The organism is Tessaracoccus aquimaris (assembly GCF_001997345.1).
Lineage (GTDB): Bacteria > Actinomycetota > Actinomycetes > Propionibacteriales > Propionibacteriaceae > Arachnia > Arachnia aquimaris.
On sequence record NZ_CP019606.1, the window covers coordinates 3,364,243 to 3,383,245 of the forward strand.

General features: G+C 68.6%; 15 protein-coding genes and 1 pseudogene. 4 read left to right on the forward strand and 12 right to left on the reverse strand.

What is annotated here, in order from left to right:
- Positions 1-89: 89 nt before the first annotated feature.
- Positions 90-638, reverse strand: coding sequence for an NADPH-dependent FMN reductase (locus tag BW730_RS15280; protein WP_077687019.1), 549 nt, complete (start codon positions 636-638; stop codon positions 90-92).
- An 858-nt stretch (positions 639-1,496) separates the two neighbouring features.
- Here BW730_RS15280 and BW730_RS15285 point away from each other — a divergent pair.
- Positions 1,497-2,564: an LLM class flavin-dependent oxidoreductase gene (locus BW730_RS15285; RefSeq protein ID WP_077687687.1), complete on the forward strand. Its 1,068-nt coding sequence runs from the start codon at positions 1,497-1,499 to the stop codon at positions 2,562-2,564.
- Between the two features lie 79 nt (positions 2,565-2,643).
- Complete coding sequence (locus BW730_RS15290) at positions 2,644-3,330, forward strand: 4a-hydroxytetrahydrobiopterin dehydratase (RefSeq protein WP_077687020.1); 687 nt, start codon at positions 2,644-2,646, stop codon at positions 3,328-3,330.
- A 2-nt stretch (positions 3,331-3,332) separates the two neighbouring features.
- Here BW730_RS15290 and BW730_RS15295 read toward each other — a convergent pair whose 3' ends face one another.
- The 10 genes and pseudogenes from BW730_RS15295 to BW730_RS15335 all read right to left on the reverse strand — a co-directional run bounded on the left by BW730_RS15295 (position 3,333) and on the right by BW730_RS15335 (position 12,879).
- A complete protein-coding gene (locus BW730_RS15295) occupies positions 3,333-3,779 on the reverse strand; it encodes a hypothetical protein (protein WP_077687021.1) in 447 nt (148 codons plus the stop codon).
- Positions 3,780-3,894: 115 nt separating this feature from the next.
- A complete protein-coding gene (gene mnhG / locus BW730_RS15300; protein WP_077687022.1) occupies positions 3,895-4,260 on the reverse strand; it encodes a monovalent cation/H(+) antiporter subunit G in 366 nt (121 codons plus the stop codon).
- Positions 4,257-4,574, reverse strand: coding sequence for a monovalent cation/H+ antiporter complex subunit F (locus tag BW730_RS15305; RefSeq protein WP_077687023.1), 318 nt, complete (start codon positions 4,572-4,574; stop codon positions 4,257-4,259). The genes mnhG and BW730_RS15305 overlap by 4 nt, the downstream gene beginning before the upstream one ends.
- Positions 4,571-5,179, reverse strand: coding sequence for a Na+/H+ antiporter subunit E (locus BW730_RS15310; protein WP_077687024.1), 609 nt, complete (start codon positions 5,177-5,179; stop codon positions 4,571-4,573). Before BW730_RS15310 ends, BW730_RS15305 begins: the two co-directional genes overlap by 4 nt.
- A complete protein-coding gene (locus BW730_RS15315; RefSeq protein ID WP_077687025.1) occupies positions 5,176-6,729 on the reverse strand; it encodes a Na+/H+ antiporter subunit D in 1,554 nt (517 codons plus the stop codon). Before BW730_RS15315 ends, BW730_RS15310 begins: the two co-directional genes overlap by 4 nt.
- Positions 6,726-7,151 (reverse strand): Na(+)/H(+) antiporter subunit C, encoded by a 426-nt coding sequence (locus BW730_RS15320; protein WP_077687026.1) that lies wholly within the window; start codon positions 7,149-7,151, stop codon positions 6,726-6,728. Before BW730_RS15320 ends, BW730_RS15315 begins: the two co-directional genes overlap by 4 nt.
- Positions 7,148-8,691: pseudogene (gene mbhE, locus BW730_RS19550) on the reverse strand (hydrogen gas-evolving membrane-bound hydrogenase subunit E). The gene BW730_RS15320 and the pseudogene mbhE overlap by 4 nt, the downstream one beginning before the upstream one ends.
- A gap of 167 nt (positions 8,692-8,858) precedes the next feature.
- On the reverse strand, positions 8,859-10,046 hold the full coding sequence (locus BW730_RS19555) for a proton-conducting transporter transmembrane domain-containing protein (RefSeq protein ID WP_226996851.1): 1,188 nt from the start codon (positions 10,044-10,046) through the stop codon (positions 8,859-8,861).
- A gap of 70 nt (positions 10,047-10,116) precedes the next feature.
- Complete coding sequence (locus tag BW730_RS15330) at positions 10,117-10,917, reverse strand: deoxyribonuclease IV (protein WP_077687027.1); 801 nt, start codon at positions 10,915-10,917, stop codon at positions 10,117-10,119.
- Between the two features lie 30 nt (positions 10,918-10,947).
- Positions 10,948-12,879, reverse strand: coding sequence for an ABC1 kinase family protein (locus tag BW730_RS15335; RefSeq protein ID WP_077687028.1), 1,932 nt, complete (start codon positions 12,877-12,879; stop codon positions 10,948-10,950).
- A 1,518-nt stretch (positions 12,880-14,397) separates the two neighbouring features.
- On the opposite strand from BW730_RS15335, the gene udp reads away from it, so the two are divergent.
- Positions 14,398-15,171 (forward strand): uridine phosphorylase, encoded by a 774-nt coding sequence (gene udp / locus BW730_RS15340; RefSeq protein ID WP_077687029.1) that lies wholly within the window; start codon positions 14,398-14,400, stop codon positions 15,169-15,171.
- 3 nt (positions 15,172-15,174) lie between these two features.
- Here udp and BW730_RS15345 read toward each other — a convergent pair whose 3' ends face one another.
- A complete protein-coding gene (locus BW730_RS15345; RefSeq protein WP_077687030.1) occupies positions 15,175-16,806 on the reverse strand; it encodes an ABC-F family ATP-binding cassette domain-containing protein in 1,632 nt (543 codons plus the stop codon).
- Positions 16,807-17,206: 400 nt separating this feature from the next.
- Between BW730_RS15345 and BW730_RS15350 the strand changes: the two genes are divergently transcribed.
- Entirely contained in the window at positions 17,207-18,988 is a 1,782-nt protein-coding gene (locus tag BW730_RS15350; RefSeq protein WP_077687031.1) for an AMP-dependent synthetase/ligase, read from the forward strand.
- The last annotated feature ends 15 nt before the right edge of the window (positions 18,989-19,003 follow it).

The window sequence follows — 19,003 nt, forward strand, 5'->3', positions numbered from 1 at the left end:
ACCTCGGGAACCTTCCTCGTGCCTGGCCCCTGGGGGAGATTGAGCAAATGCCCCGCCGCGAGTCGCGACGGGGCACGCAGGGGGTGCGCTCAGGCGGCAAGCTTCGCCGCGATCGGGACGAGGACGTCGAGCAGTCCGTCGAGATCCTTGTCGGAGCGCTCGCTCGGGGTGAGCTTCGGGCCGTCGAAGTCGGTGAAGATGCCGAAGGTGATCTGGGGGCGGATGTCGAACATGTTGAAGTTCGCCACGATCTGACGCCACTGCTCGACGGCGCGGATGCCCATGGCGGCGCCGTAGGAGACGAAGGCGACCGGCTTGCCGTTGAGTTCAGAGCCCAGCAGGTCGATGGCGTTCTTGAAGGCGCCAGGGATGCCGTGGTTGTACTCGGGGGTGACGAAGATGAAGCCGTCGCAGGCGTCCATCGCGTCGGAGAAGGCCTGCACGCGCGGGTCGTCGTAGGACTTGTGCCGCATTGCCGGGAGGACCTCGTCGCTCAGCAGGGGGAGGTCGAACTGGGAGATGTCGATGACCTCGTAGGTCGCGTCGGTGCGCTTCGACGCGACGTCGAGCACCCAGTTGGCGACGGACTCGCCCTTGCGGTGGTCGCGGATGGAGCCGAGCACGATGCCGATCTTCATAGGAATGTCCTTCTGACGCTTGTCGCTTACCCTTCCGATGATAGTTGAAGTCTCAACCATGACAAATTCGTGGGTCGACCCGTTGGTTGAGCCAGCCGCGGCGACGCAGTCATCTCCGTTGGTTGAGCCAGCCGCGGCGACGCAGTCGCCTGCTGCTGCGTCGAAACCCGGTGCTGTGGGGTGGGCAGGCGGCCGGGGTCGGGAGGGTTTCGACCGATGAAGTCCGCTGGCGCGTTCTTCATGGCTCAACCAGCGTGTCGTTGGTTGAGCCAGCCGCGGCGACGACGTAGTCGCCTGCTGCTGCGTCGAAACCCTCTGACGCCCGGTGCTGGGATTTGCTGGTTGAGCCAGCTGCGGCGACGGAGTCGTCTGCTGCTGTGTCGAAACCTCTGGCGCTCGGTGCTGGGGGTTGGGTAGGCGGCCGGGGTCGGGAGGGTTTCGACCGCTGAAGTCCGCTGGCGCGTTCTTCATGGCTCAACAAGCGTGTCGTTGGTTGAGCCAGCCGCGGCGACGTAGTCGCCTGCTGCTGTGTCGAAACCTCTGGCGCCCGGTGCGGGGTCTGCTTGTGGGTGCGGTGGGTTTCGACCGATGAAGTCCGCTGGCGCGTCCTTCATGGCTCAACCAGCGTGTCGTTGGTTGAGCCAGCCGCGGCGACGCAGTCGCCTGCTGCTGCGTCGAAACCTCTGGCTCCCGGTGCTGGGAGCGGTTCGGGCCGCTGTGGTCGGGAGGGTTTCGACCGATGAAGTCCGCTGGCGCGTTCTTCATGGCTCAACCAGCATGGCTGCGTCCTTGATGACCCACCAGCCTGGCCGCGTCCGACTCGCGACGGCCCTCGTCGGGCGCGACTACCGTGGAGGCATGCGCCTCTCAGTCCTTGACCTCATCAATGTGCGAACCGGGCAGACCGCCCGAGACTCCCTCATGGCCAGCAAGGCGATGGTCGAGTTGGCCGACCGGCTCGGCTACACGCGCTACTGGGTGGCCGAGCACCACAACACCGAGTCGGTGGCGTCGACCTCGCCCGCCGTCGAACTGATGTACCTCGGCGCGGACACCGAGCGGATCCGGCTCGGCTCGGGCGGCGTGATGCTGCCGAACCATTCGCCGCTGGCGGTCGCGGAGCAGTTCGCGCTGCTGTGCAACGTGTACGGCGACCGGATCGACCTCGGCATCGGGCGCGCGCCCGGCACCGATCCCGTCACGTCCGCTGCCATCCGCGGTCACCTCGGCGCGGGGAGCTACGTGGACGCCAACGGGCGCCCGCTCGACCCGGTCGCCGAGTTCCCGCAGAACGTGATGGACATCCTGACGCTGCTCAGCCCCGGCGGTGCCGAGGTGCTGTTGCGCCACGGCCAGACCTACACGCTGCGCCCGGCGCCCGATCTAGCCGCCCGGCCCGAGGTGTGGCTGCTCGGATCCAGCGACTATTCCGCAGAATTGGCGGCCTCCCTGGGCCTCCCGTACGTGTTCGCGCATCACTTCTCCGGCCGCGGCACGGAGCGGGCACTCGAGTTGTACCGCGGCAACTTCACCCCGACCGACAACGGCACCAAGCCGCGCACCTTCGTGACGGTCAACGTCTCGGTCGCCGACACCGACGACCAGGCCTGGGAACTGGCCGAGCCCCACATCCACTCGATGGCGAGCCTGCGCTCCGGCGGCGGACTCTCGCGCGCCAGGCTGGTCGGCGACGACGTCCGCTCGGTCCTCACCGACGAACTGCGTCAGGTCGTCGCCCCTGCGCTGCACACCTGGGCCATCGGGGACGCAGCCCAGGTCGCGGAACAGCTTCGCGAGACGGCCGCAGAGTTCGACGTCGACGAGATCATGGTCCACCCGGTGCAGGGCGCCCGCCCCGGCGAACCCTCCGACGCTTGGCCCGCCAAGCTGCACGGCCTGGAGTTGCTCGCCGACGCCCTCCTCTGACCGGCCCGCATCGAACGACGCCGGTCGCCGATTCCGCGGAATCCAGGTTCCACGGGCGGATTCGTTGCAGGGTTGGGGTATGACTAGGCTCACCAATCCCCAGATTCTCGACGCCGGTCTCAACGACTGGCGCGCACTGCTGCATCACTTGTCCGCCCGCTTCCTGACCGTCGACTTCGAGACGGGCGCCGAACTCGTGGCGGCCATCGCCCGGGCGGCAGACGAGGCGGGGCATCACCCGGACGTCACGCTCACCTACCCCAGCGTCGCTGTCCTCCTCACCACGCACGACGAGGGTGGGGTGACCGACAAGGACATCGAGATGGCGCGCGTCATCTCGGCCCTCGCCGACGAACGTGGGGTGCTGGCCGACCCGGCATCGACGCAGGCCGTCGAACTGGCACTCGATACCCCCGACCAGGCGGCTATCGGTGAGTTCTGGTCAGTGGTCCTGACCGGCGACCCCGACAACTACGTCGACGACACGGTCGTCGATCCGCTCGGCCGCTGCCCGGACCTGTGGTTCCAGGACAGCGAACCGCACGAGACACCGCACCAGCGCTTCCACCTCGACATCACCATTCCGCCCGAGGCACTTGAGCCGCGCACCGAGGCGGCGCTTGCCGCGGGCGGCCGGGTCGCCTGGGAGACGCCCACCTTCCGGGTCCTGGAGGACGCCCAGGGCAACCGCGCCTGCCTGTGCTGGTCGGAGGGCCGCAACCAGGATTCCGAGCCGACCCACGCGGCGCACGCCTTGATCGACTGAGCTCAGGCCGCCGACTCGGCGTGCCCGGGCGCCAGCGGCTCCTCATTGGCCTGGGGTGTGTCCGCAGGTGCTGGCCTGCCGCGACGCAGCAGCGCCCCCACCCCGATCAGCGCGATGCCTCCGACCGCCCAGGCGGTCAGCGTCGCCCACTGCGTCGTCGTGCCCGCATCGGGGAAGTAGCTCAACAACCGGATCAGGCTGTTCGACGCGCCCGGCACCAGGTGCTGGCCGATGGCTCCCCATGGCTCTGCGAGGAACTGCCACGGAACGGCGGCGCCGGAGAGCGGGTTGCCGATCAGGAGGGTGATGGCGGAGGCCAGCCCGAGCCCCGCGCGCCCCATCAAGGCGTCGAGGCCGACGACGAAGGCGGCCGTTGCGGCGGTGGCCAGCCCGATGGCCAGGGCGTTGAGCCAGAAGTTGCCCTGCAGGTACTGGAACCAGGTCTGCATACTTCCTGCGGCTGACGGTGGAACCCGACGAGGTGCATGCGGAACTGCGCGCCGACCTCGCTCGCGTCCTGGACGGGCACCTCCCGATCGACTGACCGGAGGACGACCCGCGCGGCTACTTTTCCCCGCGGATGTAGCCGGCGTCCTCCAGGTCCTCTGCCAACTGGTTGACCTTCAGCAACTGGTCGTCGACCAGGCCGGAGCGGCTGGCGCTGCGGGCGATCAGGCTGGCCGACACCGGCGCCGTCAGCAACTGCAGGATGACGATCAGCAGACAGAGCCCGAGCGACCACCAGGTGCGCAGGCTGAGGGCGATCCCGATGGTCACCATGATCAGCCCCAGCACCTGCGGCTTCGTGATGGCGTGCATCTTGCTCAGCACGTCGGGGAAGCGGATCAGCGAGACGGCGGCGCCGAAGCACAGCAGCGCACCCACCAGGACGAAAGCCGCCCCGATCAGGTCGAAGAGTTGGTCGATCATGCGTCTCGCTCCTGCCGCTTGCTCGTTGGGAAGCGGCGACGTGTCGCCATCCGGTCGCTCACCATCCGGGCGATCGAGACGGCGCTCGTGAAGCCGAGCATCGACAGCAGCACCAGCACCAGCAGTTCGGTCGACAGTTCCGTCCACACCGCCCACAGGCCGAGCGCGGCGACCACGACGGCGACGATCAGGTCGGCGGCGATCGAGCGATCCAGTTGCGTAGGCCCGACCGCGATCCGGTTGACGCCGATCATGGCCGACACGAAAAGCACGACCGCGGCGATCGACAAGATGGTCTCGGTGGCGATCATCATGACTCCTCCACCTCCAGTTCGGGGTGTTCCTCGACGACGACGGGGACGCCCGCGGTGCGTGCCGCGCGGTACTCGTCGATCTCCTGCTTCGACCCGAACGCTGCGACCACGCGGCCCTCGACATCGTGGGTCATCTGCTGGATCCGGTCGACCGGATCCGGGCCGATCAGGTCGAGGGCGTGCAGGTACAGCCGACGCGGGTGCCGCACGACCTCGACCACCACCGTGCCCGGCACAAGCGAGATCAGTTCGGCGACCTGCACCTGGTACAGGTCGTTGTCGCTGTCCAGGTCGACGCGGACGATGCCCGCGTTCAGTTCGACCTTGCGGGCAAACGCCAGTGACACCATCCGGATCGACGAGACGACCAGGTCGCGCAGCAGGTGCCACACGAGGTTGAGGAAGCCGAGCGGATGGAACCGGCCCTCCCAGTAGATCGGCGGGAGCGGGAAGATGACGGAGACGAGCCAGCCGAGCAGGATGCCCGACACGATCGTCATCGGCGTAACGCTGCCCCACAGCACCACCCACACGGCCGCCATGCCGAGCACCGACAACGGCCGGAACTTGAAGCGCTGCACGCGCTGCTTGCGTGTCTCGCTCATCGCAGCCCCTCCGGTAGGACGATGGCCACGATCGAGCCGTCGCGCAGCGACTCGGCGGCGGCCGTGGCGTACTCGTACAACGGCCCCGCGAACACCGTCAGGGCGAGCCCGAAGACGATCAGTCCGATGGTGGCGCCGACCTGCAGCGGGGGCATCACCCGCGGGTCGTCGTCCTCCTCGACATCCTCGGGATCCTGGTTGGCGGCGATCGCGGCCTGACGGCGCTGCTCGGTGGGCGTCACGCCCCAGAACGCGCGGTTCCAGACCTTCGCCATGGCCATCAGCGTGAGCAGGCTGGTCGCGACCCCGGCCGTCACGACGACCCACGCGAGGGGGGTGCCGACGGTGGCCGCTGCCTCCAGCAGGCCCAGTTTGCCGATGAAGCCGGATAACGGCGGGATGCCTCCGAGGTTCATGGCGGGCACGAAGAACAGGAACGCGAGCAGCGGGGCGGTCTTCAGTAGCCCGCCCAGCCCGTCGAGGGACGACGTGCCGCCGCGTCGCTCGATGAGCCCGGTCACCAGGAACAGCGTGGCCTGGATGGTGATGTGGTGCGCCGTGTAGAAGATGGTCGCGGCGAGGCCAGCCGTCGTGTTCAGCGCGATGCCCATGATCATGTAGCCGATGTGGCTGATCAGGGTGAACGACAGCATTCGTTTGATCTCGACCTGCGCGATCGCGCCAAGGATGCCGATCACCATGGTGAGGCCCGCCGCCACCAGCAGGATCGTGTCGAGCGTGTGAAGCGGGAACAGCAGCGTCTCGGTGCGGATGATCGCGTACACGCCGACCTTGGTGAGCAGGCCGGCGAACACCGCTGTGACGGGCGCGGGCGCCGTCGGGTACGAGTCGGGCAGCCAGGACGACAGCGGGAACACCGCCGCCTTGATGGCGAACGTGACGAGCAGCAGCACCTCGAGGAGCAACTGCACCGGCTCGGACAGGTCGCGCAGTCGCACCGAGAGGTGGGCCATGTTGACGGTGCCCGTCGCGGCGTAGATCGCCGAGATGGAGATCAGGAACAGCGACGAACTGAGCAGCGACACGATCACATAGGTCGTGCCTGCGCGCACCCGGTCGCCGGTGCCGCCGAGCGTCAGCAGCACGTAGGAGGCGAACAGCAGGATCTCGAAGCCGACGAACAGGTTGAACAGGTCGCCCGCGAGGAAGGCGTTCGACACGCCGGCGACCAGCAGCAGGAAGGTGGGGTGGAAGATCGACACAGGGGTCTCGCGGCGGACCTCGTCCTTGTCCTGGCCGGTGGCGAAGATGAGGACGGCGAGCGCCACGACGGAGGCGACGAGCAGCATCAGGGCGCTCAACCGGTCGACGACCAGAGCGATGCCGAGCGGGGCGGCCCAACCGCCGAGCCACAGAGCCATGGGGCCGTTGACGTTGGTCCACCACATGAACACGCCTGCCACGACGACGATGCCGCTGAGGCTCGCCACGGAGACGAGGCGCTGCACGCCGGGGCGGCGCGGCACCACGAGGGTGACTGCGGCGCCGAAGATGGCGAGCAGGACGGGGACGGGAAGCAGGTTGATCATTCGCTCACCACATCCCGGCCGGTGTCGGAGAAGGTGGTGTCCTCGTAGGACTCGGAGGCGACGTCGGCCTCGGCGAGTTCGCGGATGCGGGCGTCCTCGACGTCGTCTGCCACCTCGTCATGGCCGTGCAACTGGAAGCTCCGGTAGGCGAGCGTCAGGACGAACGCCGCCACCGCCATCGTGATGACGATGGCCGTCAGCACCATCGCCTGCGGCAACGGATCGGAGACGTCCTCCCCGGCGAGGCCGATGATCGGAGGAGTGCCCGGCTTGCCCGCGGCGATCAGGAACAGCATGTTGACGCCGTTGCTTGTGAGCAGGACGCCCAGCAGGATGCGCGTCAGGGAGCGTTCGAGCAGCAGGTAGACGCCGCACGCGACGAGGAGGCCTGCCGTGATGGCGAGGACCAGGTTGGCGCTCATCGTCGACCCCCGTATCCGGGCAGGGCCTTTGTCGAGTCGGGCAGCGGCACGGGGGCGATCTCCTCGGTGGCGTGCTGGTCGATGCCGGAGCCGAGGCTTCGCACCACGTCCAGCAGCATGCCGACGACGACGAGGTAGACGCCGATGTCGAACACGGTCGACGACACCACGTGCAGTTCGCCGAGCAGGGGGATGGTCAGGTACACGTCGAAGCTCTGCAGGATCGTCCCGCCGAGGGCCAGGGGGCGACCGCGGCGATCAGCGCGAGCAGCAGGCCGCCACCCATCAGCCGGCCGGCGTCGATTGGGGCGGCCTCGTCCAGTTCGTGCCTGCCCGCGGCGAGGTAGCGGATGATCAGCGCCATGCCCGCGACCAGGCCTCCTGCGAACCCGCCGCCCGGCCAGTTGTGGCCCGCAAGCAGCAGGTAGATCGACACCACGATCATGATGCCGAACAGGAACCGGGTGACGACCTCGAACACGATGGAGCGCACCATGGGCGAAAGGGTCTGCCCGGCACGCAGCCAAACGCCGGGAGAGCTGTCGGCCTGCGGTTCGTCCTCGCGGGCCTCGAAGGCGTCCTTGGTGGTGGCGACCTTCCCCACCCGGGAGCGGAGGAAGATCAGCGACGCGACACCGGTCGCCGCGATGACGAGCACCGCGATCTCGCCGAAGGTGTCCCAGGCGCGGGTGTCGACCAGGGCGACGTTGACGATGTTCTTGCCGTAGCCGAACGAGTAGGCCCACTCGTACCAGGCCTTCGACACCGGCTCGGCGACCCGGGCGCCGGAGGCAACGAGCGCGATCAGCGTCACGGTGGTGCCCGTCGCGACGGCCACCAGCACGCGCCACCAGCGGGTCGACGTCAGGGGACGGTTGGTGAAGTAGCGCGGCAACTTGCGCACGACGAGCACGAAGACGACCAGCGTGACGGTCTCCACCAGCACCTGCGTGAGGGCGAGGTCGGGAGCGCCGCCGATCGCGAAGAGCAGCGCCAGACCGTAGCCGGTGACGCCCACCAGGAGGACCGCACGGATCCGGCCGCGGGAACCGGCCGCGCCGAGCGCCGCCGTCACCATCACCGTCGCCACCAGTAGTTGCGGCCAAGAGTCGAACAGCCGGATGCTCGGCCAGTCCTGGATCCGCAGCATCGCGTACAGCGAGAACGACACGAGCGTCACGAGGATGGTGCCAAGGTAGATCGACAGGGAACCACGCTGCACGCGCGCCGTCACCTCGACGGCGATCCTGTCGATGCCGTGCATGGAGCGGTGGTACAACTCCTCGGCGGTGTGGACCTTGGGGAAGGTGGCCTGCACGGCCGCGATCTTGCGCCGGAAGACGAACAGCACCACGCCCGCGCCAAGCGCGAGCACCGACATCAGCAGCGGCACCGTGAACCCGTGCCACAGCGCGAAACCGTGGCTCTCCTCACCCGTGGTGAGGGCGACGGAGTACGGGTAGAGCAGCCTTGTCAGCGGGTCGCCCAGGAAGCCGAGCACGAGGCTGAGCAGGCCGAGGAACATCGGGACGGCGGCCATCCCGAACGCGGGACGGTGCCAGCTCAGCACCGGCGCACCCTCCTTGGACGCGAAGGCTCCCCACCACCAGCGAAGCGAGTAGGCGACGGTGATCGCGGCGCCGAACAGCAGCGCCACGTCGAGCGCGACCGCGGCCAGCGGCGTCAGGATGGTCAGCTCACCGTCGATCAGGTAGACGATCGACTCGAAGGCCGTCTCCTTGGTGAGGAAGCCGACCAGCGGGGCATGCCGGCCATGGACAGCGCTGCGAGGCCACCCAGGATCGCCAGCCACGGCACCCGGTAGCCGACGCCGCTCAACTCGCGGATGTCGCGGGTGCCCGCGGAATGGTCGATGAGGCCGACGCACATGAACAGCGTCGACTTGAACAGCGCGTGGGCGATCACCATGCCGAGGCCCGCGATCGCGGCGGCCTTTGTTCCGACGCCCAGCAGCAGCACCATGAAGCCGAGTTGCGACACTGTGCCGTAGGCGAGCAGCAGTTTGAGGTCGGTCTGGCGCAGCGCCCGCCAGCCGCCGAGGATCATCGTCACGGTGCCGAGGATCAGCACGGTCGGACGCCACAGCGGCACGTCCGCGAACGCGGGAGCCAGCACGGCGACGAGGTAGACGCCCGCCTTCACCATGGCGGCGGCGTGCAGGTAGGCAGAGATCGGCGTCGGCGCGGCCATGGCGCCAGGAAGCCAGAAATGGAAGGGGACCAGCGCAGACTTGCTGAGCGCGCCGACCAGCATCAGCATCGCGCCGATGCCCGCGAGCGTGCCCTTGGGCGGGTCAGCGACGATCTCGGCAAGCGACATGTTGCCGGTGGTGCTCCACACCGCCACGATGCCGACCAGCATCGCGAGGCCGCCGGAGGTGGTGACGATGAGCGCGGTCTGCGCCGCGCCGCGGTTCGCGCGTCTGGTGGGGTCGTGGCCGATGAGCAGGTACGACAGCACCGTCGTCAGTTCCCAGAAGACGAACATCAGCACGAGGTTGTCCGCGGTCACAAGCCCGAGCATCGTGCCTGCGAAGACGGTCAGGATCGCGGCCGACCTACCGGTGGTGATCCCCTCGAAGTACCACCTGCTGTAGAGCAGGACGAGGAAGCCGATCCAGGTGACGATCATGGCGAGCACCCATTGGACCAGGCCCATCCGCAGTGTCAGCGACACGTCGAGCGTCGGGATCCAGGGGTACGCCTCGACGTAGGTGCCGCCGGAGACGATGTGCGGGGCTTGGACGGTGAGCCAGATCGCCGCGGCGAGGGGCGCGATCGAGAGGACGTAGAAGACCCGTGCGCCGAGCTTCTTGACCATCAGGGGGGTGAACGCGCCAAGGATCGCGTGGACTGCGATCAAGGCATAAAGCACGCCAGTGGTCCCTTCGGGATGGGGTACGTGGTGGCGGAAAGTAGTTTAACGGATCAAACAAGTTTGACCGTCAGAGGTCCAGGTGCTCCCGGAGCCATGCGATCTCGGCGGCATGTTCGGGCACGTCACCCGGGGTTTCGAGGATGGTGGCGGTGTCGGCGGCGCGCACCACGGACAGGAGGAGTTCGGGGTCGATGGTGCCGTCTGTCAGGCCAGCGTGCCGGTCGGCACCGCTGCCTGCCGCGTCGCGCGAGTTGTTGCAGTGGACGACGTCGAGACGCCCGGTGATGGCCGTGATCTGCTCGACGAGGCCGTCCAGTTCGAGGCCTGCCGCGTGCGCGTGGCAGGTGTCGAGGCAGAAGCCGACCTTGTCGATATTGGGCGAGTCGGCGATGGCGGCCCAGAGCCGTTCGATCGACTCGAGCGTGCGGGCCATGGCGTTGGCACCGCCCGCGGTGTTCTCGATGAAGATCGGCACATCGAGGTTCAGGCCGTCGATGCACTTGCGCCAGTTCTCGAACCCGACGGCGGGGTCGTCGTTGGCGGTCACGTGGCCGCCGTGCACCACGACCCCCATCGCGCCCACCGCGGCGGACTCGGTGATGGTCTGCTGCAGCAGCTTGCGTGAGGGGATCCGGATCCGGTTGTTGGTGGACGCGACGTTGAGGACGTAGGGGGAGTGCACCACGATGCCGACGCCGTCGGCCTCTGCGGCAGACTTGAGGGCGGCCGCGCCGTCCGGGTAGGGGGTGACCGGCTTCTTCCAACTCTGCGGGTCGCCGACGAAGACCTGCACCAGTTCGGCGCCCATGCCTGCCGCGTCGACGAGCGGGTGGACGGACGAGACGTGGGCTCCAAGGCGGATGGTCATGGGCCCACCCTATCCAGCGATGCCGACGGTTCAGTCCCTCGCAGAGAAGAAGATGCCCGCCAGCACACGCGCCCCGAGGATGAAGGCGAGGAACAGCAGCGTGATGCCGAGGAAGGGCCAGATCGACAGCGTCGGCAGCAGCATCGGCCCGCCGGAGCGCGTCAACAGGAACAGCCCGCCGAACAGCAGCGCGGAGCCGAGGAGGCTGAGGTTGAGTTGGCTGCCGATGGTCGCGAGCCAGGCGCGGTCGCTCTGGTCGGCGAAGGCACGCACGTTGACGGTGAGGGAGCCGTCCTCCAACTGTTCGGTGATCCGCGACAGGCGTCTCGGGAGTCGGGACAGCATCGGCATCAGGGTGGCGACCTGGTGCTCGACCTGCGCCTTGACGGCGTCCCGGCCGAGCATCGACTGCGCGAGTTCGGAGCCCCTGCTGCGCGCCAGCGCGATCAGGTCGATGTCGGGGTCGATCAGTTGCAGGGTCCCGTCGAGAGTGCCGAGGGTTCGGAACACCGCCGCCAACTGGGGAGGCACGCGGAACCCGAAGCGGACGACGACGTCGAGCAGGTCGGCGAACATGGACGCGGAGCCGCCCGGGGCGAACCCGTCGCCGTAGCGCAGCATCAGCTTGCCGACCTCGCGTTCGAGTTCGCGGTCGTTGAGGGTCGGGGGGCGGTCCATCAGGTCGAGCAGCGCGTCGGTGGCCGCGATCGAGTCCTGCCGCTCCACGGCGTAGAGCAGCATGATGAGCGCAGATCGGGTGGGGCGGTCGAGTCGCCCGACCGACCCGAAGTCGAGCAGCGCCAGGTCGTGATCGTCGGTGAGGATGACGTTGCCCGGGTGCAGGTCGGCGTGGAAGACGCCGTGCACGAAGATCTGGCGCAGCACGCCGCTCAGGAGCCGGTCGGCCAGCGCGGCGCGCGTCTCGGCGTCCATGGCGGCGAGTTCGTCGGACGCCGCGGACAGCGGCTTTCCCGCGATGCGCTCCATCACGATGACGCGTTCCGACGAAAGCTCCGGGTAGGGGATCGGCACGATCAGGTCGGACGCGGCAGCGACTGAGCGCATGTTGGCCACCTCTACGGTGTAGTCGAGTTCCTCGTGCAGCGAGTCAGCGAAGCCATCAGCCAGCCCGACCGCCCCGAGTTGCCTGCCCCAGGCTGTGCCCTGCTCGAGCCGCTCGGCGAGGCGGCGCAGGATGTCGAGGTCGGCGGTGACCTGTTGGCGGGCCTTCGGGCGCTGCAACTTCACGACCACGTCCGTCCCGTCCGGGAGCTTCGCGGCGTGGATCTGCGCGACGGAGGCAGCGGCCATCGGCGTCTCGTCGATCTCCGCGAACGTCTCGTCGATGGGCTTGTCGAGGGACTCCGCGAGAGCCGGGCGGACGTCGCGCCACGGCTCGGCCTCCACGTCGCTGTGCAGCTTCGAGAGTTCCTTGATGAAGGGCGCCGGGAGCAGGTCCGCGCGCGTGGAGAGCATCTGGCCGAACTTCACGAACGTGACGCCCGCGTCGGTCAGCGCGGTGCGCAGCGAACGCGCGACGCGTGGTGACTCGCGGTCCTTCTTCGGGGTCGGCCCGACGTAGGCCGTGAGGCCGTTCTTCAGCAGGATCCACCAGATGACGACGTAGCGGCGGCCGCGGCGGACGGCGGCGGGGAGGCCCGTGACGACGCTGGTCAGCGTCGGGACGCTCCAGGTCGGCACGATGGCCTCGAGGATCGTCAGCACGATGAGGTCGAACGCGATGACGCAGCCGACCATCACGGCCAGGACCAGGATGACGGGCAGGACCGGGGACTTCTCGCTGATGCCGAGCGACCGGACGATCTGGTCGGCGAAGCTCCACGCGATGGCGTTCTGGAGGAGGCAGACGATCAGCGTCCTGCCCCAGCCGACGGGCACCCCGAGAAGTCGACGTGACAGGTACATCAGCACGACGACGTTGATCAGCGTCCCGATAATCATGGGCTGCTCCTCCCTGTTGGGATGAGTGTTGCACGGCGGGCCCGTGGTCCGGATCGGGCCAAGGTGCCGCCCGTGAGCGTGTCACCCCGGTGCGGTCCCTGAGAGCGGTCCTTCCCTGACTTGTCCTTGTTCCTCGAGCTCGTCGCCCGTTCCCCGAGCTTGCCCCGCGTTCCCCGAGCTTGTCGAGGGGTCCGTGCACCGAGCGGTGCCGTTCCCTGAGTGTGTCCCCGTCCCCGAGCTTGTCGAGGGGTCCGTGCACCGAGCGGTGCCGTTCCCTCAGTGTGTCGCCGTCCCGGGCTTGTGTTCTCGTCCCCCGGGCTTGGTGAGGGGTCCGTGCAGTGCGGGTGGCCAAGGCGCGGTCGGGTCGGGGTTTCGGACGTCTCGACAGGCTCGACGAGCGGGTGTCGGCTCCACGGACTTGCTCCGTTCCCGAAGACCGGGGCTGGACCCCGACGGACTCGCCCTCGTTCCCCGAGCTTGGCGCTTGTTCCCCGAGCTTGTCGAGGGGTCCGTGCACCGAGCGGTGCCGTTTCCTCAGCGTGTCCTCATTCCCCGAGCTTGTCGAGGGGTCCGCGCACCGAGCGGTGCGGTTCCCTCAGCGTGTCGCCCCCGGGCTTGTCGAGGGGTCCGTGCAGAGCGGGTGGCCCAGGCGCGGTCGGGTCGGGGTTTCGGACGTCTCGACAGGCTCGACGAGCGGGTGTCGGCTCCACGGACTTGTTCCGTTCCCGAAGGACTCGCCCCCGTTCCCCGGGCTGTCCTTGTCTCCTGGGCTTGGTGAGTCGTCCGTGCAGAGCGGGTGGCCCAGGCGCGGTCGGGTCGGGGTTTCGGACGTCTCGACAGGCTCGACGAGCGGGCGTCGGCTCCGCGGACTTGTTCCGTTCCCGAAGGCCGGTCCCGTTCCCCGGGCTGTCCTTGTCTCCTGGGCTTGGTGAGTCGTCCGTGCAGAGCGGGTGGCCCAGGCGCGGTCGGGTCGGGGTTTCGGACGTCTCGACAGGCTCGACGAGCGGGCGTCGGCTCCGCGGACTTGTTCCGTTCCCGAAGGCCGGTCCCGTTCCCCGTGCTTGTCCTTGTTCCCCGAGCTTGTCGAGGGTCCGTGCACCGAGCGGTGCCGTTTCCTCAGCGTGTCGCCGTCCCCCGGCTTGTGTCCCCGTCCCGCGAGCTTGGTGAGGGGTCCGTGCAGAGCGCGTGGGCCAGGCGCGGTCGGGTCGGGGTTTCGGACGTCTCGACAGGCTCGACGAGTGGGCGTCGGCTCATCGGCCTCGGCAAGGACACGGCCACGACCCGTTCCGTTCCCGAAGGCCGGTCCGTCCCGTGCATGTCCTCGTTCCCCGAGCTTGTCGAGGGGTCCGCGAGCCGTGCAGCAGCCCAATGTCGTCCATCGTCACGACCCCGTGACCCGACTGCCTCACCCGTCCGGGCGCTTCGCGGGCGCGCGGGACGGCTTCCGGGGCGTCCCGGCTGACGCGACCACGCGTTCCGCGTTAGCGTTAGGCATCACGTCCGACACAAGGAGTTTCCATGGCCTATTCAGAGGGTTACGAGTACCACATTCACCTCAAGCAGGGCGACATCGGCCGCTACGTCTTCCTGCCCGGGGACCCGGGCCGCTGCGAGGTCATCGCGCAGCACTTCGACAACCCTCACTTCGTCGCATCGCACCGCGAACACACCACGTGGGCGGGCGAGCTTGACGGCGTTCCCGTCGCCGTCACCTCGACGGGCATGGGCGGCCCGAGCACCGCCATCTGCGTGGAGGAACTGATCCACGTGGGCGCAGACACGTTCATGCGCGTCGGAACGTCCGGCGCGATGCAGCCCGAGACCCAGCCCGGCGACGTCGCCGTCATCAACGCCGCGATCCGCGATGAGGGCACCGGCCTGCACTACCTGCCGATGGAGTTCCCCGCCGTCGCCAACCTCGAACTGATCAACGGCCTCGTCGACGCCGCCAAGGACCTCGGCAAGACGTGGCACGTCGGCGTCTCGCAGTCGAAGGACTCCTTCTACGGGCAGCACGACCCCGACTCGATGCCCATCGGCCCCCGCCTCCACGAGCGCTGGGACGCCTGGGTCAAGGGCGGCTGCCTCGTCTCCGAGATGGAATGCGCGGCGCTGTTCCTGCTCGGCTCGGTGCGCCGCGTCCGCACGGGCGGAATCATGATGATCATGGGCCACCACGACTTCACCCCGATGACCGACGAGGAGAAGGAGGCCTCCAAGGTCGACAACGTCATCCCGGTCGCCATCGAGGGCATGCGCAAGGTCATCGCCGCCGACAGGGCGCGCGCCTGAGCGTTACGCGATCTCGTCGCGCACAACCATCGCCTCGCCGTCGCGGCCGAGGGACCACTGCCTGGTGACCCTCAGCTCGGCGGCGAGGTGCTCGTCGTGCGTGACGATCAGCAGCGCGCCCCGGTAGTCGTCGAGCGCCTCGACGAGTTGCTCGACCGAGGCGAGATCCAGATTGTTGGTCGGCTCGTCGAGCACCAGGAACTGCGGCGCGGGGTCGGCGAACAGCGTCCTCGCGAGCCCCACCCGGAACCGCTCGCCGCCTGACATGGTCGTCGGAGCCTGGTCGGCCCTGTCCCCGCGGATCAGGAAGCGTGCGAGCAGTGCCCGCGCCTCGTGCGGGGACCTGGACGGCGCCGCGTCCCGGACGGCCTCGATGGCGCTGGGGAATGCGTCGAGTTCGTCGAGTCGCTGGGCGAGTTGGCCCGTCGCGACCGCTGGGGCGAGGTCGAGCCTCGCGTCGCCAAGCACCCGCGCGCGCCACTGCTCACCGTCGCCTTGGCCGAGGATCAGGGACAGCAGCGTCGACTTGCCCGTCCCGTTGTCGCCGGTGAGACGGATCCGTTCAGGTCCGACGACATCCAGGCGGGCACCGCCGATGCTGAGGCGCAGCACCTCCTTGCCGTTAGGGACCGTCGTCTCGGGAAGCGCGATGCGGATGGTGTCGGCCGTGCGCGCCGCCGCGTCCGCCTCGGACCTCGCCTCGCCCGCGTCGGCGATCGCCTGGTTGTGGAGTTGGGACTTCGAGCCGGCCTTCTTCTCGGAGCGGTTCTGGTAGAAGTCGGCGGCGACCTTCACGACGTTGCCGAGCGCCCGCTCCTTACGGGCCGACCTGTCGCGCTGGGCCAGGCGTTGAAGCTCGGCCTGGGCCTGCTTCTTCGCCCGGTCGAGTTCCGCGTCGGCCTCCCGGAGGCGCCGCTCGGCGGCGGCCTGCCTGGTCGCCTGCTGCTCGCGATACTGCGAGAAGGTGCCGCCGAAGCTGACGACGCCGCGGGGGTCGAGGTCGACCAGGGCGTCGACGCGTTCCAGCAGGTCCCGATCGTGGCTGACCACGACGAGGGCGCCGTCCCAGCCGTCGAGCGCGTCGTACAGCCAGCGGCGGGTGCGGGTGTCGAGGTTGTTGGTCGGCTCGTCCAGGAGCGTGACGTCGGCGTTGGCGAGCCGGGCGCCCGCCAGCGCGATGCGGGTCGCCTCCCCGCCGGAGAGGCTCGTGGCGTCGCGGTCGAGGAACGCGACGTCGGAGTCGAGGCCGAGCACGCCCAGTTCGGCGACCGCGTGGGCGTCGACGTCCCAGTCGTCTCCGACGGCGTCGAAGTGGCGTTGGTCGACCGACCCGGACTCGATCGCGAGCAGGGCGGCGCGGGTGTCTGCGATGCCGAGCAGGTCGGCGACGGTGCCCGCAGTCGAGAGGCGCTGCGGCACCACGTGGACGGTGCCCGCCACCCGGACGGCGCCGCCGGTGGGAGAGAGGTCGCCGGAGATGAGCCGCAGCAGGGTCGTCTTGCCGGAGCCGTTGGGGCCGATCAGGCCGGTCATGCCGACGGGAAAGGTCGCGTCGACGCCGTCGAGGATCGGGGTGCCGTCTGCGAGGTGATAGGAGAGGCCGTCGACGACGACGGCAGGGGAGGAATGAGCCATGAGTGGTCCTGGGGGTCGCTGGGATGCGGTCGGGATGGACGGCACGCCAACGGGGCGTGCCAGGCTCAGTCAGTCATTCGGGCCTCCTGCTAGGGGTGCGTCCACTGTAGTCGATGCGACGCTGTGGTCGGCCAAGGCGTTGAGCATGTTTGGTTGCTCGTTTGCTCTGGAGCCGCGTTTTCACGGCGTGTCGCGCAACGAGTCACCAAACATGCTCAAGCTCACACGCGACCCAGGCGTGAAACGGGAGAGTCCTTCCCGCTCCAGGGCACGGCCCCGGCTTCCCCGCGGGACCGTGCGACACGACGGCGCGGCCACGCCCTGGGGTTCATGCTCTGGCATCGGCGCCCAATCTTGGCCCGGATAGGTACTGTTGGGCCACCTTCAGAAGGGGCGTCCAATGTCGAACCACATCATCACCCGCCTGCGCTCTGTGATCGCCGAGAACCCGATGCGGCCGGCCACCCGGATCCGACGTGGCGACGCCTGGGCGGTGCAGACCTACTCGCAGTTCGGTGCCAAGATCCAGCGCGTCGCGCAGGGCCTCCTCGACCTTGGCGTCCAGCCCGGCGGGCGCGTCGGGATCTTCCTCGGCAACTCGCCGGAGTGGTCCGAGATCGACTTCGGGGCACTCAGCGTGCGCGCCGTCCCCGTCCCGCTCTACGCCACCTCGACGCCGGAGCAGATCGAGCACATCGCCCGCGACTCGGGGCTGACGGTGATGTTCGTCGGCAATCAGAGCGAGGCCGAGCGGGTGTTGGCCGCCGACCTGCCGGACCTTCAGCGCATCGTCATCGTGCACCCGTACCAGGGCATGGGCGACAAGGTCGTCTCCTACACCGACTTCATGGCCGACCCCGACCTGGCCGCACTCGACGCGAGGCTCGCGGAGGCCAGCGGCGACGACCTTGCGTCGATCATCTACACCTCGGGCACCACGGGTAACCCCAAGGGCGTGATGATCCAGCACAAGGCCCTCCTGGCGCAGGCCGACGCGCTCGACAAGTTCTTCACGATCACCACCGACGACCACTCGCTCTGTTTCCTGCCCCTGTCCCACGCCCTCGAGCGCGCCTGGACGACCGTCGTGCTGCTGCACGGCTGCATGAACACCTACGTCGAGAATGCCCGCACGGTCGCGGAGCAGATGATCCTGGCGCAGCCGACCATGATGGTGTCGGTCCCGAAGCTGTACGAGACGGTCTACACGACGGCGCATGCGAAGGCTGCGGGGTCCTCAGCGAAGCGCAAGATCTTCGCGTGGGCGCTGAAGGTCGGTCGCCACAACCAGTACGCCCACCGTTCCGGACGCACCCCGAGCGGCTGGCTGCGCGCCCAGCTGAAGGTCGCCGACAAGCTCGTGCTGAAGGCGGTCCGTGACGCGATGGGCGGCCCGAAGACGGTGCTCGCCTGCGGTGGTGCCCCGCTGCGCGTCGAGATCGAGGAGTTCTTCGGCTCGATCGGCCTGCCGATCATGGAGGGCTACGGCCTCACGGAGGCGTCGCCCCTGGTGTCGTTCAACGCGCCGAACGACTTCAAGGAGGGCACTGTCGGCAAGGTGCTGATCGGCGGCGAACTCCGGATCGCCGAACTCGGCGAGATCCTCTACCGCGGCCCCAACGTGATGGCCGGGTACTGGAACAACCCGGAGGCGACCGCCGACACGATCGAGGACGGCTGGCTGCGCACCGGGGACGTCGGCTACATCGACACCGACGGCTTCCTGACCATCACCGATCGACTCAAGGACATCATCGTCACGCTCGGCGGCAAGAACGTCGCCCCGCAGCCCATCGAGGGCCTGATCCTGGCCGACCCGCTGTTCGAGCACGCGGTGCTGCTCGGTGACAACCGCCCGTTCGTGACGCTGCTCGTCAAGCCGTCACTCCCGCACGTCGAGGCCCTCGCGAAGGCAGGTCACTGGCAGGGCGGGTTGCAGGACTGGCTCGCCTCCAACGAACTGCTTGAGGAGTTGAAGCGGCGCGTCGAGGAGTTGACGGCGAAGCTGCCGACCCAGGAACGCCCGAAGGACACCAAGGTGATCGACGAGGAGTTCACCATGGACAACGGACTCCTGACGCCCACGCTGAAGGTGCGTCGTCGCGAGGTGGAGGCCCGGTTCAAGGCGATGGTCGACGACATGTACGCGCGTCTGAAGGAGCGCTACGCCGAGCATCACTGACCCTCGCCGCCACCG